General features: G+C 58.2%; 13 protein-coding genes. 2 read left to right on the forward strand and 11 right to left on the reverse strand.

Going from position 1 to position 23127, the window contains the following annotated elements; all coding sequences use genetic code 11:
- Nucleotides 1–14: 14 nt before the first annotated feature.
- Nucleotides 15–542, reverse strand: coding sequence for a MarR family winged helix-turn-helix transcriptional regulator (locus tag B7E11_RS24675; RefSeq protein ID WP_338026317.1), 528 nt, complete (start codon nt 540–542; stop codon nt 15–17).
- A 206-nt stretch (nt 543–748) separates the two neighbouring features.
- Between B7E11_RS24675 and B7E11_RS29800 the strand changes: the two genes are divergently transcribed.
- Complete coding sequence (locus B7E11_RS29800) at nt 749–925, forward strand: hypothetical protein (RefSeq protein ID WP_176220890.1); 177 nt, start codon at nt 749–751, stop codon at nt 923–925.
- Nucleotides 926–987: 62 nt separating this feature from the next.
- Here the strand turns inward: B7E11_RS29800 and gyrA are convergent, their stop codons facing one another.
- The 7 genes from gyrA to nth all read right to left on the reverse strand — a co-directional run bounded on the left by gyrA (nt 988) and on the right by nth (nt 16114).
- The gene (gene gyrA, locus B7E11_RS24680; RefSeq protein ID WP_080839785.1) at nt 988–3459 is read right to left on the reverse strand and encodes a DNA gyrase subunit A; all 2472 of its coding nucleotides are present in this window, start codon (nt 3457–3459) and stop codon (nt 988–990) included.
- Nucleotides 3460–3469: 10 nt separating this feature from the next.
- Complete coding sequence (gene parE / locus B7E11_RS24685) at nt 3470–5446, reverse strand: DNA topoisomerase IV subunit B (RefSeq protein WP_080839787.1); 1977 nt, start codon at nt 5444–5446, stop codon at nt 3470–3472.
- 250 nt (nt 5447–5696) lie between these two features.
- Complete coding sequence (locus tag B7E11_RS24690) at nt 5697–7634, reverse strand: stalk domain-containing protein (RefSeq protein WP_080839789.1); 1938 nt, start codon at nt 7632–7634, stop codon at nt 5697–5699.
- Nucleotides 7635–7821: 187 nt separating this feature from the next.
- The gene (locus tag B7E11_RS24695; protein ID WP_080839791.1) at nt 7822–9621 is read right to left on the reverse strand and encodes an ABC transporter ATP-binding protein; all 1800 of its coding nucleotides are present in this window, start codon (nt 9619–9621) and stop codon (nt 7822–7824) included.
- Nucleotides 9618–11405 (reverse strand): ABC transporter ATP-binding protein, encoded by a 1788-nt coding sequence (locus tag B7E11_RS24700; RefSeq protein ID WP_080839793.1) that lies wholly within the window; start codon nt 11403–11405, stop codon nt 9618–9620. The genes B7E11_RS24695 and B7E11_RS24700 overlap by 4 nt, the downstream gene beginning before the upstream one ends.
- A 288-nt stretch (nt 11406–11693) precedes the next feature.
- A complete protein-coding gene (locus B7E11_RS24705; RefSeq protein ID WP_080839794.1) occupies nt 11694–15398 on the reverse strand; it encodes a dynamin family protein in 3705 nt (1234 codons plus the stop codon).
- Nucleotides 15395–16114, reverse strand: a complete 720-nt coding sequence (nth, locus tag B7E11_RS24710) for an endonuclease III (RefSeq protein ID WP_080839796.1) — start codon at nt 16112–16114, stop codon at nt 15395–15397. The genes B7E11_RS24705 and nth overlap by 4 nt, the downstream gene beginning before the upstream one ends.
- 470 nt (nt 16115–16584) lie before the next feature.
- On the opposite strand from nth, the gene B7E11_RS24715 reads away from it, so the two are divergent.
- Complete coding sequence (locus B7E11_RS24715; RefSeq protein ID WP_080839798.1) at nt 16585–17505, forward strand: transposase; 921 nt, start codon at nt 16585–16587, stop codon at nt 17503–17505.
- Nucleotides 17506–18083: 578 nt separating this feature from the next.
- On the opposite strand, the gene B7E11_RS24720 is transcribed toward B7E11_RS24715, so the two are convergent.
- The 3 genes from B7E11_RS24720 to leuD all read right to left on the reverse strand — a co-directional run bounded on the left by B7E11_RS24720 (nt 18084) and on the right by leuD (nt 23124).
- On the reverse strand, nt 18084–20795 hold the full coding sequence (locus B7E11_RS24720; RefSeq protein ID WP_080839800.1) for an S-layer homology domain-containing protein: 2712 nt from the start codon (nt 20793–20795) through the stop codon (nt 18084–18086).
- A 13-nt stretch (nt 20796–20808) separates the two neighbouring features.
- Nucleotides 20809–22341 carry an N-acetylmuramoyl-L-alanine amidase gene (locus B7E11_RS24725; protein ID WP_080839802.1) on the reverse strand — a complete coding sequence of 511 codons (1533 nt, stop codon included), beginning with the start codon at nt 22339–22341 and terminating at the stop codon, nt 20809–20811.
- A 174-nt stretch (nt 22342–22515) separates the two neighbouring features.
- A complete protein-coding gene (leuD, locus tag B7E11_RS24730; RefSeq protein WP_080839804.1) occupies nt 22516–23124 on the reverse strand; it encodes a 3-isopropylmalate dehydratase small subunit in 609 nt (202 codons plus the stop codon).
- Between the last annotated feature and the right edge of the window lie 3 nt (nt 23125–23127).

Consider the following 23127-nt stretch of genomic DNA (forward strand, 5'->3'; position numbering starts at 1 on the left):
GGCGCCCCCGGCTGTCAGAGCGCGATTTTCTCGGCGCCGCGCTCCTCCCTGCCCCGCTTCCGCTCCTCCGCGGAAGCGGCGGCGGCTTCGCCGCCGCTCTCCTTCTCTCCGCCGCGCTCCGCCGCGGCCGCCTGTTCCCTCGTTCCGGCCACTTTTCCGATCAAGTACACGAGCAGCTGGCGATTGTGCGCCGACAGCCGTCCGAGCGAACGGTCGACGATTTCGCTGCGCACTTTGAGCCCCCGCTCCACCTCGTCACGTCCGACCTCGGTCATGCTGACCCATACGATCCGCCGATCCTGCTCGTCGCGAACGCGCCGCACCAGCCCGTTGCGTTCCATCCGGTCCAGCAGCGTCGTCACGGCGGCCGGCGTCGTCTCCAGGTGCGGCAGCAGCTCCGAAGGCTTCATCGGCTCGTGCGCCTGCAGCAGTTCCAGAACCTGCAGCTGTCCCGCCGTGAGGTGCGGGGCCAGCTCCGTCTCCATCTGGTGATGCCAATCTTTCGTGAGCTTCGTCCAGCTTCTCACAAATTCCGCTGCCATCTCCATCTCCTCCCACTCTCCTTTTCCCGAACGTTGCTTCTCTTTATATTATACGGGTTTCTCATGTCGAAAGATAGATTAACGCAATTAATGATTTACGACCTAAATCGCGGGAAACGGTGTCATTGCGACATGTCCCGACATATGCTAGTTATAGAGCTTGCGGAACAATCGGTTATTTTGGACAATCGGAAGGAGGCAAATATATGGGTTCGTCCGAGGAAAAAATACGGATGATCGGGCTGATGGCGAAGGAAGCCGGGCTCGTCGACGACCCCGCTTGGCTGCAGCGGCTGGAGGAGCCGGTGCCCTTGTGGGTCGTATTGGACATTTTGCTGCGTTGGATCGACCGTTCGGAATCGAAAGACGGACCGTACGATTGACGGTCCGTCTTCGCTTGTTCGCTTATGTCGAGTTGGCCGGTTTCGGCCCAAAATCGCGGGGATTAGCCGGTTTGCTCGTTTTGCAGCGGCTTTAGGAAGGCGTCGGCCAGCAAGTCCCCGCGATCGACCGCGAGCATCGACTTGCCGTGCGCCCTCCGGTCGTCCAACGGCGCATCCTCGGACGAGAACCCGCCGGCCGCTCCCGCTTCCGTAACGGTCACCAATTCGACGGCTTCCTTGACATATACGGAAGCGATCAGCCGGGTGCCGTTCGGCTTCACCCGTTTGCCTTCCTTGAACTCGAACGTCTGAATGCCTTTGCCCCCGCGTCCCTGCTGCGGATAATCGAGCAGGAGCGTGCGTTTCGCATAGCCGTAATCGCTAAGCACGAGTATTTCGCCTTCGTCCCCCGACAACGGGAACCCGGCGACGACGGCGTCTCCATCCTTCAGCGCGATGCCGCGCACGCCTCCGGCCACGCGTCCCTGGACGCTTACGTCGTTTTCCGGGAAGCGGATGCTCATGCCGGCTTCCGTGACGAGCAAAATTTCCTGCGGCGTCTCGCAGCGATAGACGGATACGACTTCGTCCCCGTCGGCGACCTTGCACGCCGCGATGGCGATGCTGCGCGTCGTCGCGTAGTCCGCCAGCAGCGTCCGCTTCACCTGCCCGCGTCTCGTCACGAAGACGAGGGTGGACGGCTCTTCGCCCTGCGCCTCCCATTCGCCCTGGCGGACGGGAATCGCGGCGACGATCCGGTCCTCCTTCGTCAGCGGCAGCAGATTGACGATCGCGGTGCCGGTATCTTTCCATTTGAACTCGGTGATCTGATGCACCGGCAGTTGAAAATACTGTCCCTTTTGCGTGAACAGCAGCAGCGAATCGAGCGTATTCAGCTGCAAGCTCCAGCGGATGACATCGCCTTCCTTCACGCCGGAGCTGCCCAGGTCGCCGCCGGACCGCGTAAACGACAGCAGGCTCGTCCGCTTGACATAACCTTGGCGGCTGAGCGTGACGAGAACGTCCTCGGCGGGCACCGTCACTTCCAGATTCACCTTCAGCTCTTCCACTTCGCCCTGAATGACGGAACGGCGGTCGAGGCCGTATTTGCCGCGAATTTCGCCCAGCTCGTCCTTGATGACGCCGCGCAGCTTTTTCGGGTTTTCCAAAATCGAGCGCAGCTGCTGGATCCGCTTCATCGTTTCGGCATGCTCTTTTTCCAGCGACGTAATTTCCAGATTGGTCAACCGATACAGCTGCAGCGTCAAAATGGCGTCCGCCTGGCGCTCGGAAAAATCAAACTTGCTTACGAGATTGTTCTGCGCGTCCTGGCGGTTTTTCGAAGCGCGGATCGTCTCGATGACGGCGTCGAGCAGGTTGAGCGCCTTGACGAGCCCTTCCAGGACGTGAGCGCGGTCTTCGGCCTTCTCCAGGTCGAACTGCGTCCGGTGCGTGACGACCTCGACCTGGTGCGCGATATAGGCGTCCAGCATCGCCTTGAGGCCGAGCTGCCGCGGCGCCTTGTTGACGATGGCGACCATATTGAAGCTGTACGCGACCTGAAGGTCGGTTTTTTTGAACAAAAACGCGAGAATGCCGTCCGCGTCGGCGTCTTTTTTCAGCTCGATGACGATGCGCAGGCCGTTGCGGCCGCTTTCGTCCCGCACCTCCGCGATGCCCTCCACCTTTTTCTCCAGACGGAGGTTGTCGATCGCGTTCACGAGCTTCGATTTGACGACCTGGTACGGAATTTCGGTAATGACGATTTGCTGCTTTCCGCCGCGCACGTCCTCGATGGCGGTTTTCGAGCGGATATAGATCCGCCCCTTGCCGGTTTCGTAAGCTTCGCGGATGCCGTCCTCGCCCATGATGATGCCGCCGGTCGGGAAATCGGGCCCTTTGACGATTTGCATCAGCTCCGACGTCGCGATTTCCGGACGGTCGAGCACCGCCACGCAGGCGTCGATGATTTCGCGCAGGTTATGCGTCGGAATTTCCGTCGCGAAGCCGGAGGAAATGCCGCTGACGCCGTTCACGAGCAAATTCGGATACCGCGAAGGCAGCACGACCGGCTCCTTCGTCGTATTGTCGAAGTTGTCCTTGAACGGAACCGTCCGCTTTTCGATGTCGCGCAGCAGCTCCAGGGCGATCGGCGACAGCCGGGCTTCCGTGTACCGCATCGCCGCCGCGGGATCGTCGTCCATCGACCCCCAGTTGCCGTGGCCGTCGATGAGCGGGTGGGCCATTTTCCAAGGCTGCGCCATGCGCACCATGCCCTCGTAGATCGAAGAATCGCCGTGCGGGTGGTAGTTGCCCATGACGTCTCCGACCGTTTTGGCGGATTTGCGGTACGGCTTGTCCGGCGTATTGCCCGCGTCGTACATGGCATACAGGATGCGCCTTTGCACCGGCTTCAAGCCGTCGCGGACGTCCGGAATCGCGCGGTCCTGAATGATATATTTGGAATAACGGCCGAACCGGTCCCCGACGACCTCTTCCAGAAATGCGGGTAAAAACTGTTCCAGCGAGCTCATCGCTTATGGATCACTCCTCGTATTCGGCAAAATCGACGTTGTCGATAATCCAGCGTTTGCGCGGATCGACCTTGTCGCCCATCAGCGTCGACACGCGGCGCTCCGCTTTCGCGGCGTCCTCGATGCGCACCTGCAGCAGCGTCCGCGTCTCGGGATTCATCGTCGTCTCCCACAGCTGCTCCGGGTTCATTTCGCCGAGGCCCTTGTAGCGCTGCAGCTCCGCCCCTCTGCCGAATTCCTTCAAATAATTTTGCAGCTGCTCGTCCGTCCAGGCGTAGCGGACCGTCTCCAGCTTGCCCGACTTGCGGGTAATTTTGTACAGCGGCGGCTGGGCGATGAAAATCCGGCCCTCGTCGATCAGCGGCTTCATGTACCGGTAGAAAAACGTCAGCAGCAGCACCTGGATGTGCGCCCCGTCCGTATCGGCGTCGGTCATGATGATGATCTTCGCGTAATTGGACTCGGACACGTCGAATTCGGAGCCGATTCCCGCCCCGATCGCGCCGATGACCGCCTTGTACTCGTCGTTTTTCAAAATGTCGATCAGCTTCGCCTTTTCCGGGTTCATCGGCTTGCCCTTGAGCGGCAAAATCGCCTGATGCTTCGAATCGCGTCCCTGCTTCGCCGAGCCGCCGGCCGAGTCGCCTTCGACGATGAACAGCTCGTTGCGCGTATAATCCTTGGATTGGGCCGGCGCCAGCTTGCCGCCCAGGGAAGGGCTGTCGCTGCGCTTTTTGCCGCTGCGGATTTCGTCCCGTGCCTTGCGGGCCGCCTCGCGCGCCTTGGCCGCCTGCACGGCCTTGCGGATGAGCTGCTGGCCGACCTGCGGGTTTTCCTCGAGGAAGACGGCCATTTTCTCGGCGACGACCGCGTCGACGGCGCCGCGGGCCGACGCGCTGCCGAGCTGGTCCTTCGTCTGGCCGACGAATTCGACTTCGGCCATCTTGATGTTGATGACGGCCATCATGCCTTCCCGCAAATCGTTGCCGTCCAGGTTTTTGTCCTTCTCTTTCAGCTGTCCGATTTTCCGGGCGTACTCGTTCATGACGCGAGTGTAGGCGGTTTTGAAGCCGGTTTCGTGCGTGCCGCCGCCGCGCGTCGGGATCGCGTTGACGAACGAGGCGATCGTTTCGGTGTAGCCGTCGTTGTACTGCAGCGCGACCTCGACTTCGATGTCGTCCTTTTCCGCGTAAAAATGCACGGCCTCGTGCAGCACCGTCTTGCCCTCGTTCAGAAACTGCACGAACTGGCGGGCGCCGCCTTCGTAGTGGAACGTTTCCTCCTGGCCGCCGCCGCGCTCGTCCTTCAGTACGACCTTCAGGCCCGAGTTCAAAAACGCGATTTCCTGGAGCCGCTCCGAAAGCGTATCGTAATTCAGGCTGATGTTGCCGTGGAACACCTTTTTGTCCGGCTTGAACGTGATTTTGGAGCCGGTCCGGTTCGTGTTGCCGACGACGACAAGGCCGGTTACGGGCTCGCCGACGTGCTCCTTGCCGTTTTCGTCGGTCCACGTTTCGAAGCGCATTTTATGTATTTTGCCTTCGCGGAAAATTTCCACTTCCAGCCACTCCGACAGCGCGTTCGTGACGGAGGCGCCGACGCCGTGCAGCCCGCCGGATTTTTTGTACCCGCCGCCGCCGAATTTTCCGCCCGCATGCAAAATCGTGAACACGACCTGCGGCGTCGGAATGCCGGTTTTGTGCATGCCGGTCGGAATGCCGCGCCCGTTGTCGAATACCGTGACGGAATGGTCCGAATGAATCGTCACTTCGATGCGCGAGCAAAATTTGGCCAGATGCTCGTCCACCGCGTTATCGACGATTTCCCAAACGAGATGGTGAAGCCCGGAAGAAGTCGTGCTTCCGATATACATGCCAGGCCGCTTTCGCACGGCCGTTAATCCTTCGAGTACTTGAATGTCGTCGGCGCCGTATTCCGCTCCGGCCTGCGCCGACGAATCGGTGAACAGGTTCAATTGTTCGGCCACAAAGGGTCCTCCTTGCTTTAGCTCTTCCCGCGTCCTTCCCGTTATTCTAATTCATTATAACTTGCTTCGTAAAGACGCCAATCTCGATCGCGAGGGCGCAAGCCCTTCGAACTCCCCATTTCACGATACCGCTTCTTGGCCGAAATCGCAAACGTTCGGGGCCGACGAACGGCAAAAAAAACCGCCGCGCCATCGTTCGCCGACGGGCCGCGACAGTTTCAGCTTTTCCTTGTTTGATCTCGGATTTTCCTTAATTGACGATCAACGTCACCTTGCCGTTGACAAACGAAACGAAGTTGAAGCTCGGGTAGCCCCACGTTTCGACCGTCGTGCCGCTGCCGGTCACGGTACTCTTCGTGACGGGCGTTCCCCAGGAGAGCAGGACCTGCTCCTTCGTCATGCCCGCGGAAATCTGGCCCGACTTGATCTGCGTCCAGACCGCTTGCGACCAGTTGTATTTTTTATACGGATCGTAATTCAAAAAATAATAGCTGTCCGCAAACAGATCTTCGACGTTGGAAGCAGGCATCGCGTACGACGTATACGACTTACCCGACGCGCTCTTGAATACGATGCTGAAATATCCCGTATCGTCAGGGACGATATCCGCTACCGTTACCTTCATGAAACGGTCCCACTGTTGAAAATAATTCACCCAATACGTGCGGCCGATAAACCGGGAAAGGCTGCCTTGAGCGGCCTTCTTCACGATTCCCGCCGTTTCGGCCGAAACGACGGTCAAGCTTGCTTGGCCGAACGAAACGGTCGCCTGCTTCAGCTTGGAGTCCCAGGCCGTTTTGGCGCCGAACGCGTCCGCGAGCAAATGGGCCGGAAACACGGCCATGCCGTTTTCCGTTCTCGGTGCCGCCTTGAGACTGATTTTTTTCCCGTTTACGGCGGCGGTCGTGCTGCCAAGCGTCAACGTGACGGGAGTGTCTCCGACCCGTATGGAGAACGTTTTGCTGGTTGCCGCATAGGCGCTCGTGCCGCCGAGCGCTTTAAACGTCGATTGGACCGGCAAATAGACGATGCCGTCTTTCACGACGGAAAATTGCAAGGCGCTCTTTCCGCCGATCGACACGGACACCGTTTTAGAGGCGCTGCCCGAAGTTACGGTGACTTTCGCTTCGCCTACCCCGAGCGCCTTCAGCGTGCCGTCGGGCTGTATTTTCAAAAGGTATGGCTTGTCGATGGCCACGTTCGCTTCGGACAGCGGTATTTTCTTTAACGCGCCGTTGGAATATTTCTCGGCGATGTCGATTTTGACCGCATCCCCGACGAGAACGGCCGATTGCGAAACGTTGACTTCGATCGACGCGACGTAAGGAGATTTCAATTCGCCGATTTCGCCGTTCTCGTAACGGACCCATGTGCCGTCCGTCCGCTTCGCGTAAAAGGAAAATTGCTCTTCGTCTCCGTACGGAACGGTCATTTCGGCTTGTCCGATGCCTTCGATCTGTTTGGTCAGCTTGTACCGTTCCTGGTACGCCCCGTTCGTCCACACCGTTCCGTCCTTCAGCGTGACGATCAGAATGTCGTTGGCGGCATAAGCGACATGCGCCGCAGCCGGAGCGGCCAGCTTCGTCGGAATCAGCTCGAACGTGTCCGCGCCGAAATTAAACCCTTCATACAGCGTGATTTCCCCGTCGTTGTCGAGGACCGCCGCACGATCCCCCGCGCTGGCGATCATGGATACGTTTTGCGGATTCGGGACCGTCGCTTTCAAATTTTTCGCGCCGACGCCGAGCAGGCGCCCATCCTCGGTAAGAGCCGCAAGCCCGTTGTCTTCGGAAATTCGGACGACCCCCGTCATGCCGTCGATTTTGCCGGCGCCGCTCCAGACGGTGCCGTCGCTTTTCAGCGCGAATCCGCGAGCGTTCAACTGCTTGATGCCCGTCAGGTCGGGATCGATCTCCGGCTTGCCGATGCTCGCCCACGTGACGAGTTCGCCATTCTTCGTCAAACCGTAACCGTACCCGTCCATGCCGGCAATCTCCGTCAAATCGAGCTTGTGTCGGACCGGCCCCATCAAATTGTCGATCCATAGCGAGCCGTCCTCCATAAGCAGCGCGTTGCCTGCGACATCGACAATTCGCTGCTCGTCCGCCGCCGAAGACACGGCGGGGGCAAGCCCGATAACGGCGGCCGACAGCATGGCGGCGGCGAGCACCCGTTTCACTTTACTCATTCGACTTATCTCTCCCTTTTTCTAGCTCAACCAGAAAATTGTAACACTAGATTCGCGACCTTTCTACTATTTTTTTGGTATGAATATCCTATTCCAAGTCGCGCCGCGGCAAAAAAACCTCGCCCTTTGCAGCATCCGAGCCGCAAAAGGCGAGGCTTCGTTTCATCTTGAACCCTAACGGTCAAGGTCAAGCGGACAAAAATCGGTACTGCGCGTCGATCAGGCCGCGATAATGGCCGCCGTGGCGCATCAACTGCTCGTGATTGCCCTGCTCGACGATCACGCCGTGGTCCAGCACGACGATCAGGTCCGCATGGCGGATCGTCGACAGCCGGTGCGCGACGATGAATGACGTGCGCCCTTCCAGCAGCGTGCCGAGCGCTTCCTGGATGCGAAGCTCCGTCTCCGTGTCGATGCTGGCCGTCGCTTCGTCCAAGATCAGGATGCGCGGGTCGGCGAGCAGCGCCCGCGCGAATGACAGCAGCTGGCGCTGCCCCATCGACAAGGCGCTGCCGCGTTCCTGCACTTCCGTATCGTAGCCGTCGGGCAGGTTCGCGATAAAGTCGTGCGCGCGCACCGAGCGCGCCGCCGCTTCGACCTCGGCGTCCGTCGCGTCCGGACGGCCGTAGCGGATGTTGTCGCGAATCGTGCCCGAGAAGATGAACGTATCCTGCATGACGATGCCGATTTGCGAGCGAAGGTCGTCGAGCTTGACGTCCCGGACGTCGATTCCGTCGATCAGCACCCGGCCCTTCACCGTGTCGTAAAATCGGCAAAGCAGATTGACGATCGTACTCTTGCCCGAGCCGGTATGGCCGACGAGCGCGACCGTCATGCCCGGCTTGATGTCGAGATCGATGCTTCGCAAGGCCGGCCGGTCCGCTTCGTAGCCGAACTCCACCTGGTCGAACCGGACATGGCCCGTTACCGCAGGCAGCTCGCGGGCGTCCGGACGTTCCGCGACGACCGGCTTTTCGTCCAAGTACTCGAAAATCCGCTCCGCGGAAGACATCGCGATCAGCAATTGCGAGTACATTTGCCCGAGCCGCGTAATCGGCTCCCAAAAGTTGCTTACGTAGGAAAAAAAGGCGACCAGAACCCCGACCGTGATTGCGTCGGTTCGAATCAAATGCGTGCCGTACAACAGCAGGATGAGCGTTCCGACGGCGGACGTCACTTCGATGATCGGGCCGAACAGCTGGTTGAGCGCCGATGCCCGGTTCCAGGAACGAATGCTGCTGTTGTTCATCCCTTCGAAAAATTCGGTATTTTCCTGCGCTTGGGCGAACGCCTGCGTCACGCGAATCCCCTGAATGCTTTCGTTCAAGTGCGAGTTGATCCGGGACTGCTTGATCCGCACCGTCTGCCAGGCGAAGCGCATCCGCTTGCGCAGCGAGGAAGACACGATGAACATGAGCGGAACCGTGATCATGACCGCAAGGCCGAGCTTCGGTTCGAGCACGAGCAAAATGACGGTAATGCCGCAAAGCTGGACGATGTCGATGACCGAGTTGACGACGCCGTTGCTGAACAAATCCTGCAGCGAGTTGACGTCGTTCGTCACCCGGACGAGCACCGAACCGGCCGGCCGTTTATCGAAAAACCGGAACGAAAGATTTTGAATATGCTTGAACAGCGTTTCCCGAAGATCGAAAATCACTTTTTGACCGATTTCGTTCGTGCGGCGTATCGTATATTGTTGCGCCCACCACCGAAGCCCGTAAAGGACGAGCATCGTCGCGACCAGAATATACAGCAGCGGAATGCGGCCTCCGTTGCCCGTGACGTCGAGCGCCTTGTCGATCGCGAAGCTGATGACCAGCGGTATCGCGAGCCGGGTCAGCATGCCGAACACCGTCATGACGAAGGCGACCCGGATCACTTCCTTTCGGTATGGCTTGACGAACGTGAACAAACGCCCCATTTGCTTCCAGTTGAACGATTTTTCAATGAGTACGTCGTCCTGGTATAAAAACTGCCGGCTCATCCCGTCACCCTCCTCGTATTCTCGGAGGCGTTCTCCGTCTCTTCGGGCCGATCCGCATACTGGATGCGGTACGTCTCCCGGTAAAGCCCCGGCACGCGGATCAGCTGCTCGTGCTTGCCGCGCTGCACGACGCGGCCGCGATCCAGCACGACGATTTCGTCCGCGTTCCGCAGGGAGGAAATGCGGTGGGCGATGACGAACGTCGTCCGGCCGGCCATCACCTTGCGCAGCGCGAGCTGGATTTGATGCTCGGTTTCCATGTCGAGCGCGCTCGTCGAATCGTCGAGGATCAGCACCTTGGGCCTTACGAGCAGCGCGCGGGCGATGGCGATCCGCTGCTTCTGGCCGCCGGAAAGCCCCATGCCGCGCTCGCCGACGATCGTGTCGTAGCCGTCCGGCAGCTCCATGATGAAATCGTGCGCCTGGGCCAGCTTCGCGGCTTCGACGATTTCCTCCATCGACGCGTCCGAGCGCCCGTAGGAGAGGTTTTCCTTGATCGTCGTCGAAAACAAAAACGTTTCCTGAAAGACGATCGCGGTCTGCTTCCGCAGCGTTTCGAGCTCCCAGTCGCGAACGTCGACGCCGTCCAGCGTGACCGCCCCTTCCCCGACGTCGTACGCGCGCAGGAGCAGTTGGACGATCGTGGATTTGCCGGAACCGGTTCCGCCCAGGAACCCGATGACGGAGCCCGGAGGCGCGTCGAGATTGAAGTCGATCAGCGCGGCCGGCTGGTGATCGTGATTCGGATACCGGAAGCTGACTTTCTGGTAGCGGATGTGCCCTTTGACGGCGTCTCCTTCCAGCCGGACCGGGTGGTCGTTGTCGCGAATCGCGAAAGGCTTATGAAGCAGCTCCAAAAGACGCTCCCCGGCCGCCTTCGATTGCGTATAGTTGTTGATTTGGAAGCCAAGGTTCCATAAGGGCGCCACGATCATGCCGAGCATGAAATTCATCGAAATCAGGTCGCCGAGCGTCATCGCCCCGTAGATGACCCGAAGGCCGCCGACCAGAATGAGCACGGCCACGCAAATATTGGCGAGAAATTCGATAATCGGAAAATATTTCGCCCATACGCCGGCAAGATGCAAATGGTTGTCCCGGTATTTTTCGTTGCCGGTCGAAAACTTTTTCATTTCATGGTCTTCGCTCGCAAACGATTTGACGGTGCGAACGCCCATAATGTTTTCCTGAACGCTGACGGTCAGGCTGCTGATGGCCGCGCGGATCGAACGAAATACCGGATGGATCTGCTGTTCGAACCGGATCGCGACGAAGCCGATGACCGGAATGAGCGCGAGAATCAATAACGTCAGGGGCCAATCGATAATTGCCATCATGATGAATCCGAATACGAGCAGGAAAAACGTATTGAGCAATTGCGCGAAGCCGAAACCGATAAAGTTGCGGATCCCTTCGATATCCGCCGTCAAGCGGGACATCAAATCCCCGGTTCTGGCGGAATCGTAAAACGAGAAGGAAAGCTTTTGCAGTTTTTCGTAGCTCGCATTGCGCAGTCGGTATGCCAGTCTGTTGCCGAGCCTGCCTCCGCTGAACCCGTGAACGTACTGAAAAGACGCCTTGAGGACGACAAGGCCGACCGCCCCCAGGGCAAGTCCCACCAGCCCGTCGTATTGCCCGACGACGATCATGTCGTCGATCAATACGCCCAGCAAAAGCGGATACACGAGTCCGAGCGCGGTAGCGAATGCCAAGCCCAGCACCGATCCTGCGAGAAATCCTTTGTCCTGCCAAAAATACGCCTTTAAACCTCGGAAAATATCCAATTGTCGACTGACCTCCCTGTTGGTCGTTACCTCGGAAGTGTAACAGGATCGTCACACCCCTTCAAACGGCAGAAAAGGGGAATATCGTCCGCAAGCCGGAACGAACGCGGCTGAGCGGCCCGGAACGAGTTAAAATCTCCCATATGATCGGATTTAAGCCACGATATCCCCTGTTTGATGTGAAAGCGGGTGCAAAATGCCGAAAACGAAAGAAAAGGCCCCTTCCCGATCGTTATTTTCGGGAAGAAGCCTGATTATGCGCACCCCGTTCCTTTGGCCGAGGCCGCCCTATTTTGCCGATCGCAGGACGGCCCATTTTTGTTGAATTTCCGCCCACATCCGCTCCTCGCCCGGCTCCCCGAGCGCTTGCTCGATTCCCTCCGCGAACGCCGCGACCTCGGCGACCGCTCCGTCCGCCGCCGCCAGCAGGGAAGCGCCAAACGCCTCCTCCACCTTTGCGCTCCACAGCTCCTTCGTTTCGGCGAGCGCCCGGTCCGCCGCTTCGAAGAGCTCTTTTTCCAGCTCGGAACGAAGCGCAGTCCGGCCATCCTTCTCGAAAAAATGCTTCGGGTTGCGGAACGCGTTCCACAGCCGGCGGCTGTCGGGCGCCTGAGCCGCCTCCAGCGGATCGGCCATCGGCAGCGTCAATTCGGGCTTCGGCGGCTGCTCCGGCGAAAATCCGTCCAGATCGGCGCGGGCGGCTTCCTCGGCCACCCTTTCCGAAATGCGCTTGTGCAGCGTTCCTTCCAAACGCAGCCCCGCCGCGCGCATTTCCTGAAGCAGGTCCTCCCCTACGCTGCGCTTCAAATCCGCCCAGCAAGCGAGCAGCATCTTTTTCAGGTCGCGGCCGTCATCCTGCAAAACCGACGGATGAAACGCCGCGGCAAAAAAATCGTTGAACCGGTACCGCACCCGCTGGCGCAAATGGTACAGCTGATCGTTCGTCTCCTGGACGAGCGGCTGGACGGCCGTATCGTTCATCGAGCGAAGCAGCCGAGCTTTAAGGTCGGATGCCTCCTCCAGCATTTTCCGGCCGCGGGCTTGCCGTGCCGCCGCGTCCTCGCTCGCCGACCGGACGATCCGGGCCATAAGCGAATCGATCCGGTCGAGCTCCTTGTGCGCGGCCTGAACCGCAAGACCGCCGAGCTCTTCCCGCGAGAAACGGTGAAACGCCGTCTCGAACGCGGCGAGGCCGGAGGAACGCATGCCTTCGTCCGAGCGCGACAGCTTCGCCTCCAGCCCTTTCAGGCTGGAGACGGGGAACAGCCGCGGCTTGCGAATGCCGTGCTTGAGCAGTTGCGCCTCCACGTGGCCGAGGACGGCCTGCAGCTCCTCCTCGGAAGCCGCCAAATCGGCCGCGTTGACGATAAAAAACATTTTATCCAGCTCGAATGCGTCCTTGACGCTGCCCAGCTGATTCAAAAAGCCGCGGTCCGCCTCCGTGAACGCATGATTGTAATACGTGACGAAAAGAACGGCATCGGCGTCTTTTATATATTGAAACGAGACGCCCGTATGGCGCGCGTTGATGGAGTCCGCCCCCGGCGTATCCACCAGCACCGCGCCGCTGCGGGTGAGAGGCGCGTCGATGTGCAAATCGACCGACGCGACGAAGCACGAAGCCTCCTCTTCGGCCACGTACCGGCGATACTCCTCTTCGGCGACCTTCAGCTCACGGCCGAGCAGCGCCCCGTAGCGCGGCCATCCGGCAGCAGCCGCGTTCAGAAACGCAAGGTGCGGCCGCCCGCGCGGATGGAGCTCATCCGGCGACATTCGGCTCGCCAGCGCGAGCAGCGCTCCCGCATCGTCTCCGGCTGCCGCGATATCCGGCTCCGCGACGCCGAGCCGATGAAGCGAATGGCGGATGTCGTCCAGCATATCCTCGGCGGACTTCATCCGGATTCGCGCCGTGCCGTGAGGAAACGACTCGGCCGGCGGGACGATGCGGTTGATCGTCGCCGTCGTCGGATTCGGCGAAACCGGCAGCGCGGGCAGGCCGACGAGACTGTTCGCGAAAGACGATTTGCCCGCGCTGAACGCGCCGAACAGCGCGATCGTAAACCGGCTCTCGCGGAAGCGCTCCGCCTTCGCGCGCAGGCTCGCCGCCTGTTTGCGCAGCGGCGGGAGCGGCTCCAGCAGCTCGGCGGCGGCGGCAAGCAGCGCCGCCGCTTCCTTCGCCCCGCTCAAGGCGTCTCCGCCGGTCTCGCCGACGGCTCCTTCATCCGCCTGCCCTGTCGGCCGCGCCGGTCCAGCTTCATGCCCCGGCGGAGCCTCGGCATTCGCTCCCGGCCCGTTCGCCGCGGCGCTTCCTTCGTCCGCCGCTTGCAGGTTCGCCGCGCTTTCCGCCGGATCGGGTGCCTCCGGCCGGGGCAGCAATCCGGGCGCAAGCGCGCTCGGTTCGGGCAGCATCGCCAGCAGCTCCGCTTCCGCTTCCCGTTCCTGCCCCGCCAGCTCCTCGAGTCGCCTTGCCCACTGCTCCTGCTGCGCCAGCGCTTCGATTTCGCGCATGGCTTCCCGTTCCGCCGCCAGCCGCCGCGGCTCCCGCGCCTCTTCCAGCCCGCCGTAAAACCGCAGCGCCTCCTTGCGAACGGACGCCTTCCGCTCGGAGCTCAATTCGGCGGCAAAGTGCAGCGTCGCCTGGCCGTCCGCCCCGGCGCCGGGCTTCACCCGCTCCCGCATCCATTCGGCGGTCGCTTCCGGAAAAGCAGCCGCGAGCTCGGCTTCGAGCGCCGCGCCTTCCCTTCCGGCAAGCTTCGCTTCCTTGCGCAGCAAATCGCGCACATGGCCGAGCAAATTCGCCCCGAGCTGCGAATTGAAATCGGCCGCCAGCTCGTTCCATCGGCGCTGCCGTTCCGCTTCCGTCTTCGCGGCGCCGGCGAACCAGCCCGCCTTAAAGCCTTGCTGCATGCTTTCCAGCGCGAGACGCGCCTTTTCCCGCGTTTCCGCGGGCGTCAGATTCGCATTGCTCAGCAGTTTATCCAGTTCGCTTCTGAACAAGTCCCTGCGCTTTTCCGTTTCCGCCCGCAAAGACGAAAGCTTCAGCTCGAGCTCCTCGCGTCTTTTCGCGACGAGCCGCGCGCCTTCCTCCCCGCCCAAACGCTCCAGAAGCGATTCCCGCTCGATGAGATGCCGCTGCCTTGCGTTCTCGCGAAACTGTTCCGCCAGATGCCGGGCGGAGCGGTCCGCGCTCTGCAGCAGCAGCTCCTCGCGAAGCGGCTTCAGGCCTTCGATCACGCGAATCAGTTCGTTCCATTGCGACAACGGATGATCGGGCTCCCGCAAGGACAAAAACAGGACGCCGGCCGTTTCGATCCGCCAATTCGCAAGCGCCTGCAGCACCCCTTCGCGGAACGAGCGGAAGGCCACTTCCCGTTCCCGATGCTTGTCGACCTGGTTGACGATCAGGTAGGTCGGCTTTCCCCACCGATGCAAGGTTCGCAAAAAACGAAAATTCACTTCCGACAACACATGGTTATAGTCCGTGACGAAAAACACCACATCGGCCAGGTGAAGGGCCGATTCGGTTGCCGCCCGGTGCGCGCCGTCGGTCGAGTCGACCCCCGGCGTGTCGACGAACGCCATATGATCGCCCAGCAGCGGAATCGGATACGTGACGTCGATCGACGCCACCCCTTCTCCGTCGATCGCGAGATCCTTCAGCCGTTCCACCGGCAGCTCCGGCTTCGCGGTCACCGAGCCGTCGGCCGCGCGAAAAACGACGCGCGCCGCGGGCTTCCCGTTGGCGATCGTCACGACGTTCGCGCTCGTCGGAATCGGCGAGGACGGAAGCAGCCGCTCTCCGCACAGGGCGTTGACGAGCGTCGACTTCCCCGCCGAAAAATGGCCGCAAAACGCAAGCGTAACGTTCCCCTGCGCCGCCTTTTTCGCCAACTCGTCATATTTTTCCTTTAAAAGAGGGTCCCCGCCGGCCGCCGCTTTGTCGGCCATTTCTCGCAAAATATCCGCATACACGCGTTCGCTTATTCCGTTCACAGGGCCTCGCCTCCTTGCGCTTTCTTGGCTGCGGCTGCCGGTTTGCGCTGCCCTTTGGCCGGCGTCTTGCGGCTGCGTTCTTTCATTCTCTTTTTCCCGTCCGGGCAAACGTCAAGCAAAGCGCAAACATCGCACTGCGGATTTTGCGCCTTGCAATGATATCTTCCGAAAAAGATTAGCCGATGGTGAGTGAGCGTCCATTCCTCCCGCGGCACCAGCTTCATCAGTTTCTTTTCGACCTCCAGCACCGAATCGTCCGGCTTGGCCACGGCCAGCCGTTTGGAGACGCGTTCCACGTGGGTGTCCACGGCGATAGCCGGAACGCCGAAGGCGTTGGACACCACGACATTCGCCGTTTTCCGCCCGACTCCGGGCAATTGCGTCAACGACTCGTGGTCGCTCGGTACCTCCCCGCCGAAACGGTCGATCAGCAGCCGGCAAAGCTTCTGTATGTTGGCCGCCTTGTTGCGGAAAAGCCCGATGCGGCGAATATCGTTTTCCAGCTCTTCCAACGGAACGCTCAAATAGTCTTCCGGATTACGATATTTTTCGAACAGCGTCGACGTGACTTTATTCACCGTTTCATCCGTACATTGGGCGGAAAGCAGCACCGCGATCGTCAATTCGAACGGGTTGCGGTGATTCAGCTCGCAGTGCGCGTCCGGGAACATCTCCGCGATGACGTCCAGAATGTGTCTCATTTTAGCGGCATTCATGCAACTGGCTCCTTCTTCACGTGAAAAGCGACGTTCATTTTCATAAAGAAAGTGTACCGGAACTTGGGCGGATCGACAAGCATCGCGTGTCAAGTCGGATATACCTTCCCATCCCCCCGCTTATTCGTATCCCCTTCGCTCAGAGGGCGTGCGCCAGTATCCGAACGGTTGAACGCCTATCCGTATCCCCATCGTTCAGCGGGAGGTGCCCAATATTCGAACGGGTGACGCTTATCTGCATCCCCATCGTTCAGCGAAGGGGACCAATATTCAAACAGTTGACGCTTATCCGTATCCCCTTGTTTCAGAACTTGCCGCTGCGCAAAAATTTTTTATATTCCATGCCTCGATCAAGCCGATTTTTCACACCTTTTCATTCCATTTAACCCTTGAAACAAGAACGTTTGTTTGGTATATTTAAATCAGAACATTTGTTCCCGTTTGTAAAAAATGGAGGGAGCGATGAGAGCATGTTGGAGGAAGAACTGGCTTTCGAGCAATTTTGCCGACAATTTCGCACGGAGGATCAATGCATTGCCGCCTTGTATCGCTTCAAATGGCCGAACGGATTCCGCTGTCCCAAGTGCGGTCATTCCAGCGCCTATACTATTTCTACTCGCCGTCTCCCTCTTTATCAGTGCAGATCTTGCCGCAGCCAGACTTCCCTCATCGCGGGCACGATTATGGAAGGAAGCAAAACGGAGCTTCGGTTATGGTTTCAAGCAATTTTTCTTCATTGCCGTCCCGGCGGGATTAATGCGATGTCGCTGCGGGATATTCTTGGCGTTACATATAAAACAGCCTGGCTGATTTGCCACAAATTGCGTTTCGCGATGAGTCGGAGAGACGCGGAATTTTTGTTGAACGGAAACGTGCATATCATGAGCGCCATTTATGGCGAAAAACGGCACTTCTTCGCAACGCTAGACGAACACGAACACCCCATTATTATCGGGGCATCGATGGATTCGGAAGAGCGCGCCTTACATTTGAAAATCAAAATTCAGCCTAAATCCGTTAACGCTTTTCGGGCCTCTCGATGGGACGAAAAACTATTTATTGACGAATATGTCGATCAAAACGCGAATTGCGTGCTTTTCACCCCCGCAAATCAAAGCGATTCCAAGAGAAATCTGAGGCGGCTGGGATGGCGTGCTGAATGTTGGCTTATGGGCCGATTCGGCATGCTTGGCTCCAAGCACTTTCAGGCTTATCTGGATCATTTTTGCTACATGCAAAACCGAAAAACCGATACCCGCCTTGACTGCCTCTTAAAGGACTGCGCAGCCTTCAAGACCGTTACCTATCCGAAGCTTACGGGCTCTAACGCTTCTGCTCGTTATCGCAGGCTGAGGCAATTTTCGAATCAAAGGTCCAAAACCGCAATTTAAAATCGTAACCGGGCGTTGCTTTGAACACAGCCATTACAGCCATGACTGTGCCTTTTTGCAGATTTTTACGCCTTTTGTCCCTCCCTGGCTTCGCCTTTTTTCCTCCTCATCTCAGTATCGATAAGTCCCTCTTTCCCACGAAATTAAAAGGAAGGAACTAAGGGGTATTTATGGTAATTAAAGGGGATTGAATGAGATAAATAATGAAGTTAAGGAAGTATAGAGGTAGTAAGATCGTTTTTTCTGAGTCAAGGGGATACGGATAAGAGCATGCGAAAAGAAAATATAGCATTCGGAGGACAGCGGACGGAACGGCAAACAACGAATATTGAATGAAGAAGGACGAACAATGAACAATGAACATCGAACAAGCGAACATTAAACATTAAACATTAAACATTAAACATTAAACATTAAACGACGATCATCGAGCGGCAAATTACGAAAGGCTATCGACGATCATCGAGCGATGAACGAGTGTCCAGTTGCCGAATGTTCGACCGCTAAGAAAAACGGCCGAGCCCGGAGCTGTCCGGACCCGACCGCTAAACTGATTTGCTGGCATTCGAGTTATCTATTTATTGCTTGACTACTTCGACGGCTTGGCCGCGAAGTGTGTAGATCGTGATGGCGTTGCCGTTAATGAAGCTGCCCGTCGTCAGCGTCGAGCTCGCGTCGTGAAGATAAGCTTGCGGATGAAGCCTGACGAAATTGTTCGTTTCCGAGATGGAGGCTACTTTCCAGTAAAGAAGATTTCCGTCGAAGCGGAAGAACGTTTTGGCGACTCCGGGAACGATCATTACCACGTTGCGGTCCTGCTCGTCCTTGCGAACTTCGACGCGGTCGTTTACTTGGACGGAAGCAAGCGAGGATTGAACGACGCTATCCTTGTAAACGATTGGCGACGTTCCGACGGACTGCGATACGACGGCGCCGGAATTCGTTTGAATTTGCAGCGTGCCCGCTGCGGAATCGACGGCCGTCACTTTGCCGTAAAAGGTCGGCACATATTTGAGAACGGTCGGCGTATTGCCGAGCATCGTGACGGTTGCAAACGATCCGGAGGCAAATTTGCCGATTCCGGTCGCGTTGCCGTTCTCGTCAAGGAACGACGTGCCCGTTCCGAGCGTCCACTCGTTCGTAACGCCCGAAGTGGATTTCAGCGCAATTTTGTTCGTCGCCGAATCGACCGAAACGACTTCGAATTGGACTTTCCGTTGAACGTAGATCGTCGATACGTAATCTTGCGTCGCATTGAGAATGGCCGATACCGTGTCGCCAACCGCGATATTGGAAAACGTCGGCGAGGTTTGACCGTAAATTTCGACTATCGGCGTCGTGTACGGAATCGTTACCGAGGTTCCGTTGGATTGCTGCAGCGTTAACGTTTTGGTCGTCGTGTTGTTCGCGGTCACCGTGCCCGTATACTTGGCGATAAACGTAATCTTGATGGCCCGATCGTCGATATAGCCGATGTCGATTTTTTTGTTTTTATAGAGCATGAGGGCGGCGGCCTGGGCATCGATCAAGTTGCCGTCCATATAGTAGCGTGTTGAATCAGTAATAAAAAATGCTTTGGGATTTCCTGAACTATCCTTGACAGTTAAAACTTTTGAGTCTGGGTCATAGTTAGAAGAGACGACCGCGCCGGCGATATTGACGACCGTGCTGTCGCTCACTTCGACGGAGGCCACTTTGCCTTCCCCGTTCAGCGTCATCGTCACGAGGTCGCCGCTCATCAGATCGGCGACGGTTGCATCCGTCAAGCCGTTGATTTTCACCGCAACGTTGTCGGCGTAAAATTTGAGAACGACTTCGTCGTCTCCGGTCTCCGTGTACTGGATCGTTTTGGCGCTCGTATCGACTTTAAAAATCGTTCCGCCGATCGTGCTGGCCACAGGCGAACTGGTGATGACGATCGAGGTTACTTCTCCGTTCGAAACCTCATAGGAAATCGTGTCGCCGACTTTCAATACTTCTGCGCCGACATAATTGCCGTCCTTCTGATATTTGGCGGTGGCCGATGCCATACGGGACTCGGCAATTCCCGTCGTCTCGTCTTTAACGGTCAGCGACCGGTTAGCCGCATCCCACGAAACGACCGTCCCTTGGCCGCTTTTGTTGACCGTCGATTGGCCCAGCGAGATGGATACGATTTTTCCGTTCGGGCGAATGGCATCGATGCTCAGATTGACATTTGCATCCGCCGGCAAATCGGCAAGCCGCAAGGCGTTATTTTCCGCGTCGGTCACGACCGGCGGAAATTCCGGATCGTAATCGTACGTGGCCACTTCTTCTCCGCTTAACAGCGAAACTTGATATTTCGTCGTATTGACAACGATCAGCTTGCCCTCGACCGTTTTGACCTGGGGCGTATCGTCCGTTTGCTCGACGTAAGCGGCGCCGCCGGCTCCGTCGCCGATGACGAGCGCCTTGCCGTACAGCGTAAGGCTGTCGACGGACGTCAACTTCTCCGAATCGAAGCGAGAGAACAACGTTTTATCCGAAACGGCATATGTCGTCATCGATCCGTCCGCATGAAGCATCGTGAGCTGACCCGCCGAAATGCCGATCCAGATTCCCGAAGCCTGGCCGGGATAGGCCGTTTCGACCAACGGTTCGGCCCGGCTGATCAAGGTCGCGGCCGTCGCGCGGGAAACCTTGCCTTTCGGATCGAACTTGTTGCCGTCCGTTCCCTTGACCAGGCCCAGGCTTACGGCAGCGTTAACGTAGCCGAGCATGGACGTGTCGATGGCGGAATTATCGTTGAACGTTGTCGCCCGGTCCTTTGCCGCTGCGGCATCCGCTTCCTTGCCGACCGCGCGCACGAGGAGCCGCGCGATCCATTCGCGGGTAGCCGGCGTTGCTCCCCAGGAAGATCCGGACTCTTTTTCCGCCAATGCGTATTCTTCGTTTCGATTGATGAGTCCTTGCGTAAATGCGTAATCCACATACGAGCTAGCGTAATTGCTCACCTGGAACGTGCTCGGATAGGCAACGACTTTATCGCTGTCGACCTCGCTTTCCAATCCGAGCAATCGCAGCGCCATGATGACCGCATCCTGACGGGTAACCGAACCGTTCAAATCGAATTTGCCTTCGTTGCCTTTCACGATTCCTTGCAATGCCAGCTTGGCGATATGCTTCTCCGCCCAGTGCCCCGAGGGGACGTCGCTGAACGGCGTCGTTGCCGCCGAAGCGGACGGGCTAGCCGCCACCGCTCCCGTCCATACGAGCGCCAGCATGACGATCAATGTAACCCATTTTTTCCCGTTTGCCGCGAGCGCCATCGTCTCTTCTCCCTTATGCCAGATTCAAATACGTTTTGATTGCGGTAGCCAGCCCTTGCGCCAACCTGTTTTGAAAATCCTCCGTGAACAATTGCGCCTCGTCGGAGGCGTTGGACAGGTACCCGGCCTCGTACAATACTGCGGGCATTTTCGTTTCCCGCGTTACATAATAATTGGCCGTGCGCAGCCCGTTATCCTTCAACCCGCCCGCCGGAACGGCGTATTTATGAATCGCTTCGGCGAACGCTTTGCTGTCCGCGCGGGTATAATACGTTTCGCTGCCGTTGATGGAAGGCGAATTGCTGTTGGCGTGCACGGACAAGAACAGATCGGCGCCGATCGAGTTGGCCAAATTCGCCCGATCCGCCAGCGTCGGGTACGTATCGTCCGAACGGGTCAGCACGACGTTCAGCCGAGATTCCGTCGCGAGCAGCGCTTGCAGCTTGAGCACGACCGACAGGTTGAAATCTTTTTCCCTTTTTTTCGTAATGCTCGAAGCGCCGGGATCGGAGCCCCCGTGACCGGCATCGATCACGATCGTATATGCGGATTTCTCCGGCGCCGAAGGCGCCTGCACGGACGGCGACGTCAACGCGATTTTCAATTGCCGGCTCGTCAGATCGTTCGTCATTTCGAATCCGGATGCCTGACTGAGATCGAGCACGAAACGCAGCGTCGGCGGTTCGTCCGAAAACTTGGAGTAACGGATTTTTTGCAATACGGCGTGTCCTTCCACGACAAGCTCGCCGGCCTGAACGTTTGGATCGGCGGCAAAGCCGGGACTAAACGATGGTCCGAATGCCGAATACGGGATATCGACGATAATCCGGTCCGGACCGGTAAGCGTAGAAATTCGGGGCTGAAGGATGCCTTCGTATGTAAAAATGACGGCTTCGTTTTCGAACCGCACTTCGTTGACCGTGCCGGTATTCGCGGACGGATTCGTCACGGTCCCGCCGCCGTTTCCGTTCTCTCCGCCCGGCGTTTCGCTTCCGCCGGCGTTATCGCCGGGCGCTTCCCCCGCGCCGGTTCCGTCATCGGGGTCGACCACCCCGACCGTTCCTCCGTCCGGAGGAGGCGATTCGGCCGGTTCCTCTCCGGTCGTTCCGCCGCTGCCGTTCGCGCTGTAGAGAAACGCGGACTTGGCGACGTTGTCCCAATACACTTGCAGACCGAACGCCTCGCCGGTAAAACGCAGCGGAATGAGCGTCGTGTTCGACTTGGCGACCGGCGAAGCCAGCATCGTTTGTTCCGCTCCGTCGACCGTCGCGGTCTTCTTGCCGATCGTCATAACGACGACCGACGTGCCGTTATTGACGGTGACTTGCTTCGTGTCTTTGTTGTAATCGACCGTGTACCCGAGATTTTCCGTCACGATCCGAACCGGAACCATCGTAAAATTGCCGATAATTTGCGGCGGTTCGGCCGGTTCCAATACTTTGCCGTCCAGGATGAGCTTAGGGGTAACCGTTTGCGCGGTAGCGGCCCCAGCCGTCAGGAACAGCATGGCGATGGCGACAAACAACAGGGACGTCCAATTTTTCATGCTTCACCTCGGTGTACGAAATCTCTTTTCAGCTACCGGAAGAATGCGTTCTCACTCCGGGCTTGTCCATGAAAAATTAGACGTGAATAAAAGGTAAAAGTTGCGAGAATAATAGGAAAAAAAGGCCCTTTGTCCCGATTTCTGCCGAACCGGGAACAGAGGGCCTATGAGTGATTAAAACGTATTGGCAAGCCGCGCCTTATGCTGCATCTCGTACTCCGCGATTTTGTCGTCATGCTGAAGCGTAAGCCCGATGTCGTCCAGCCCTTGGAGCAGGAACTGGCGGCGATGCTCGTCGAGGTCGAAGGAAATGGCCAGCCCGTCTTCGTCGGAAATCCGTTTGTTCTCCAGATCGACCGTCAGGGAGTAGCCTTCCTTGGCGTTCGTTTTTTGGAACAGTTCCTCGACTTGCTCTTCGCTCAGCTTGATCGGAAGAATGCCGTTTTTAAAGCAGTTGTTGTAAAAAATATCGGCGAACGAAGGCGCGATCACGACGCGGAAGCCGTAATCGAGAATCGCCCAAGGCGCATGCTCCCGAGAGGAGCCGCAGCCGAAATTGGCGCGGGAGATCAGGACGGAAGCGCCCTGGAACCGCGGCAAGTTCAGGCTGAAATCGGGAATCGTGGCGCCCTGTTCGTCGAATCTCCATTCGTAGAACAGGAACTGGCCGAAGCCGCTCCGTTCGATCCGTTTCAAAAATTGTTTGGGGATGATGGCGTCCGTATCTACGTTCACGCGATCGACCGGGGCGACAAGGCCCGTCAATTTGTCAAATGGTTGCATCTG

The organism is Cohnella massiliensis (assembly GCF_900169535.1).
In the GTDB taxonomy this organism is placed as follows: Bacteria; Bacillota; Bacilli; order Paenibacillales; family Paenibacillaceae; genus Cohnella; species Cohnella algarum.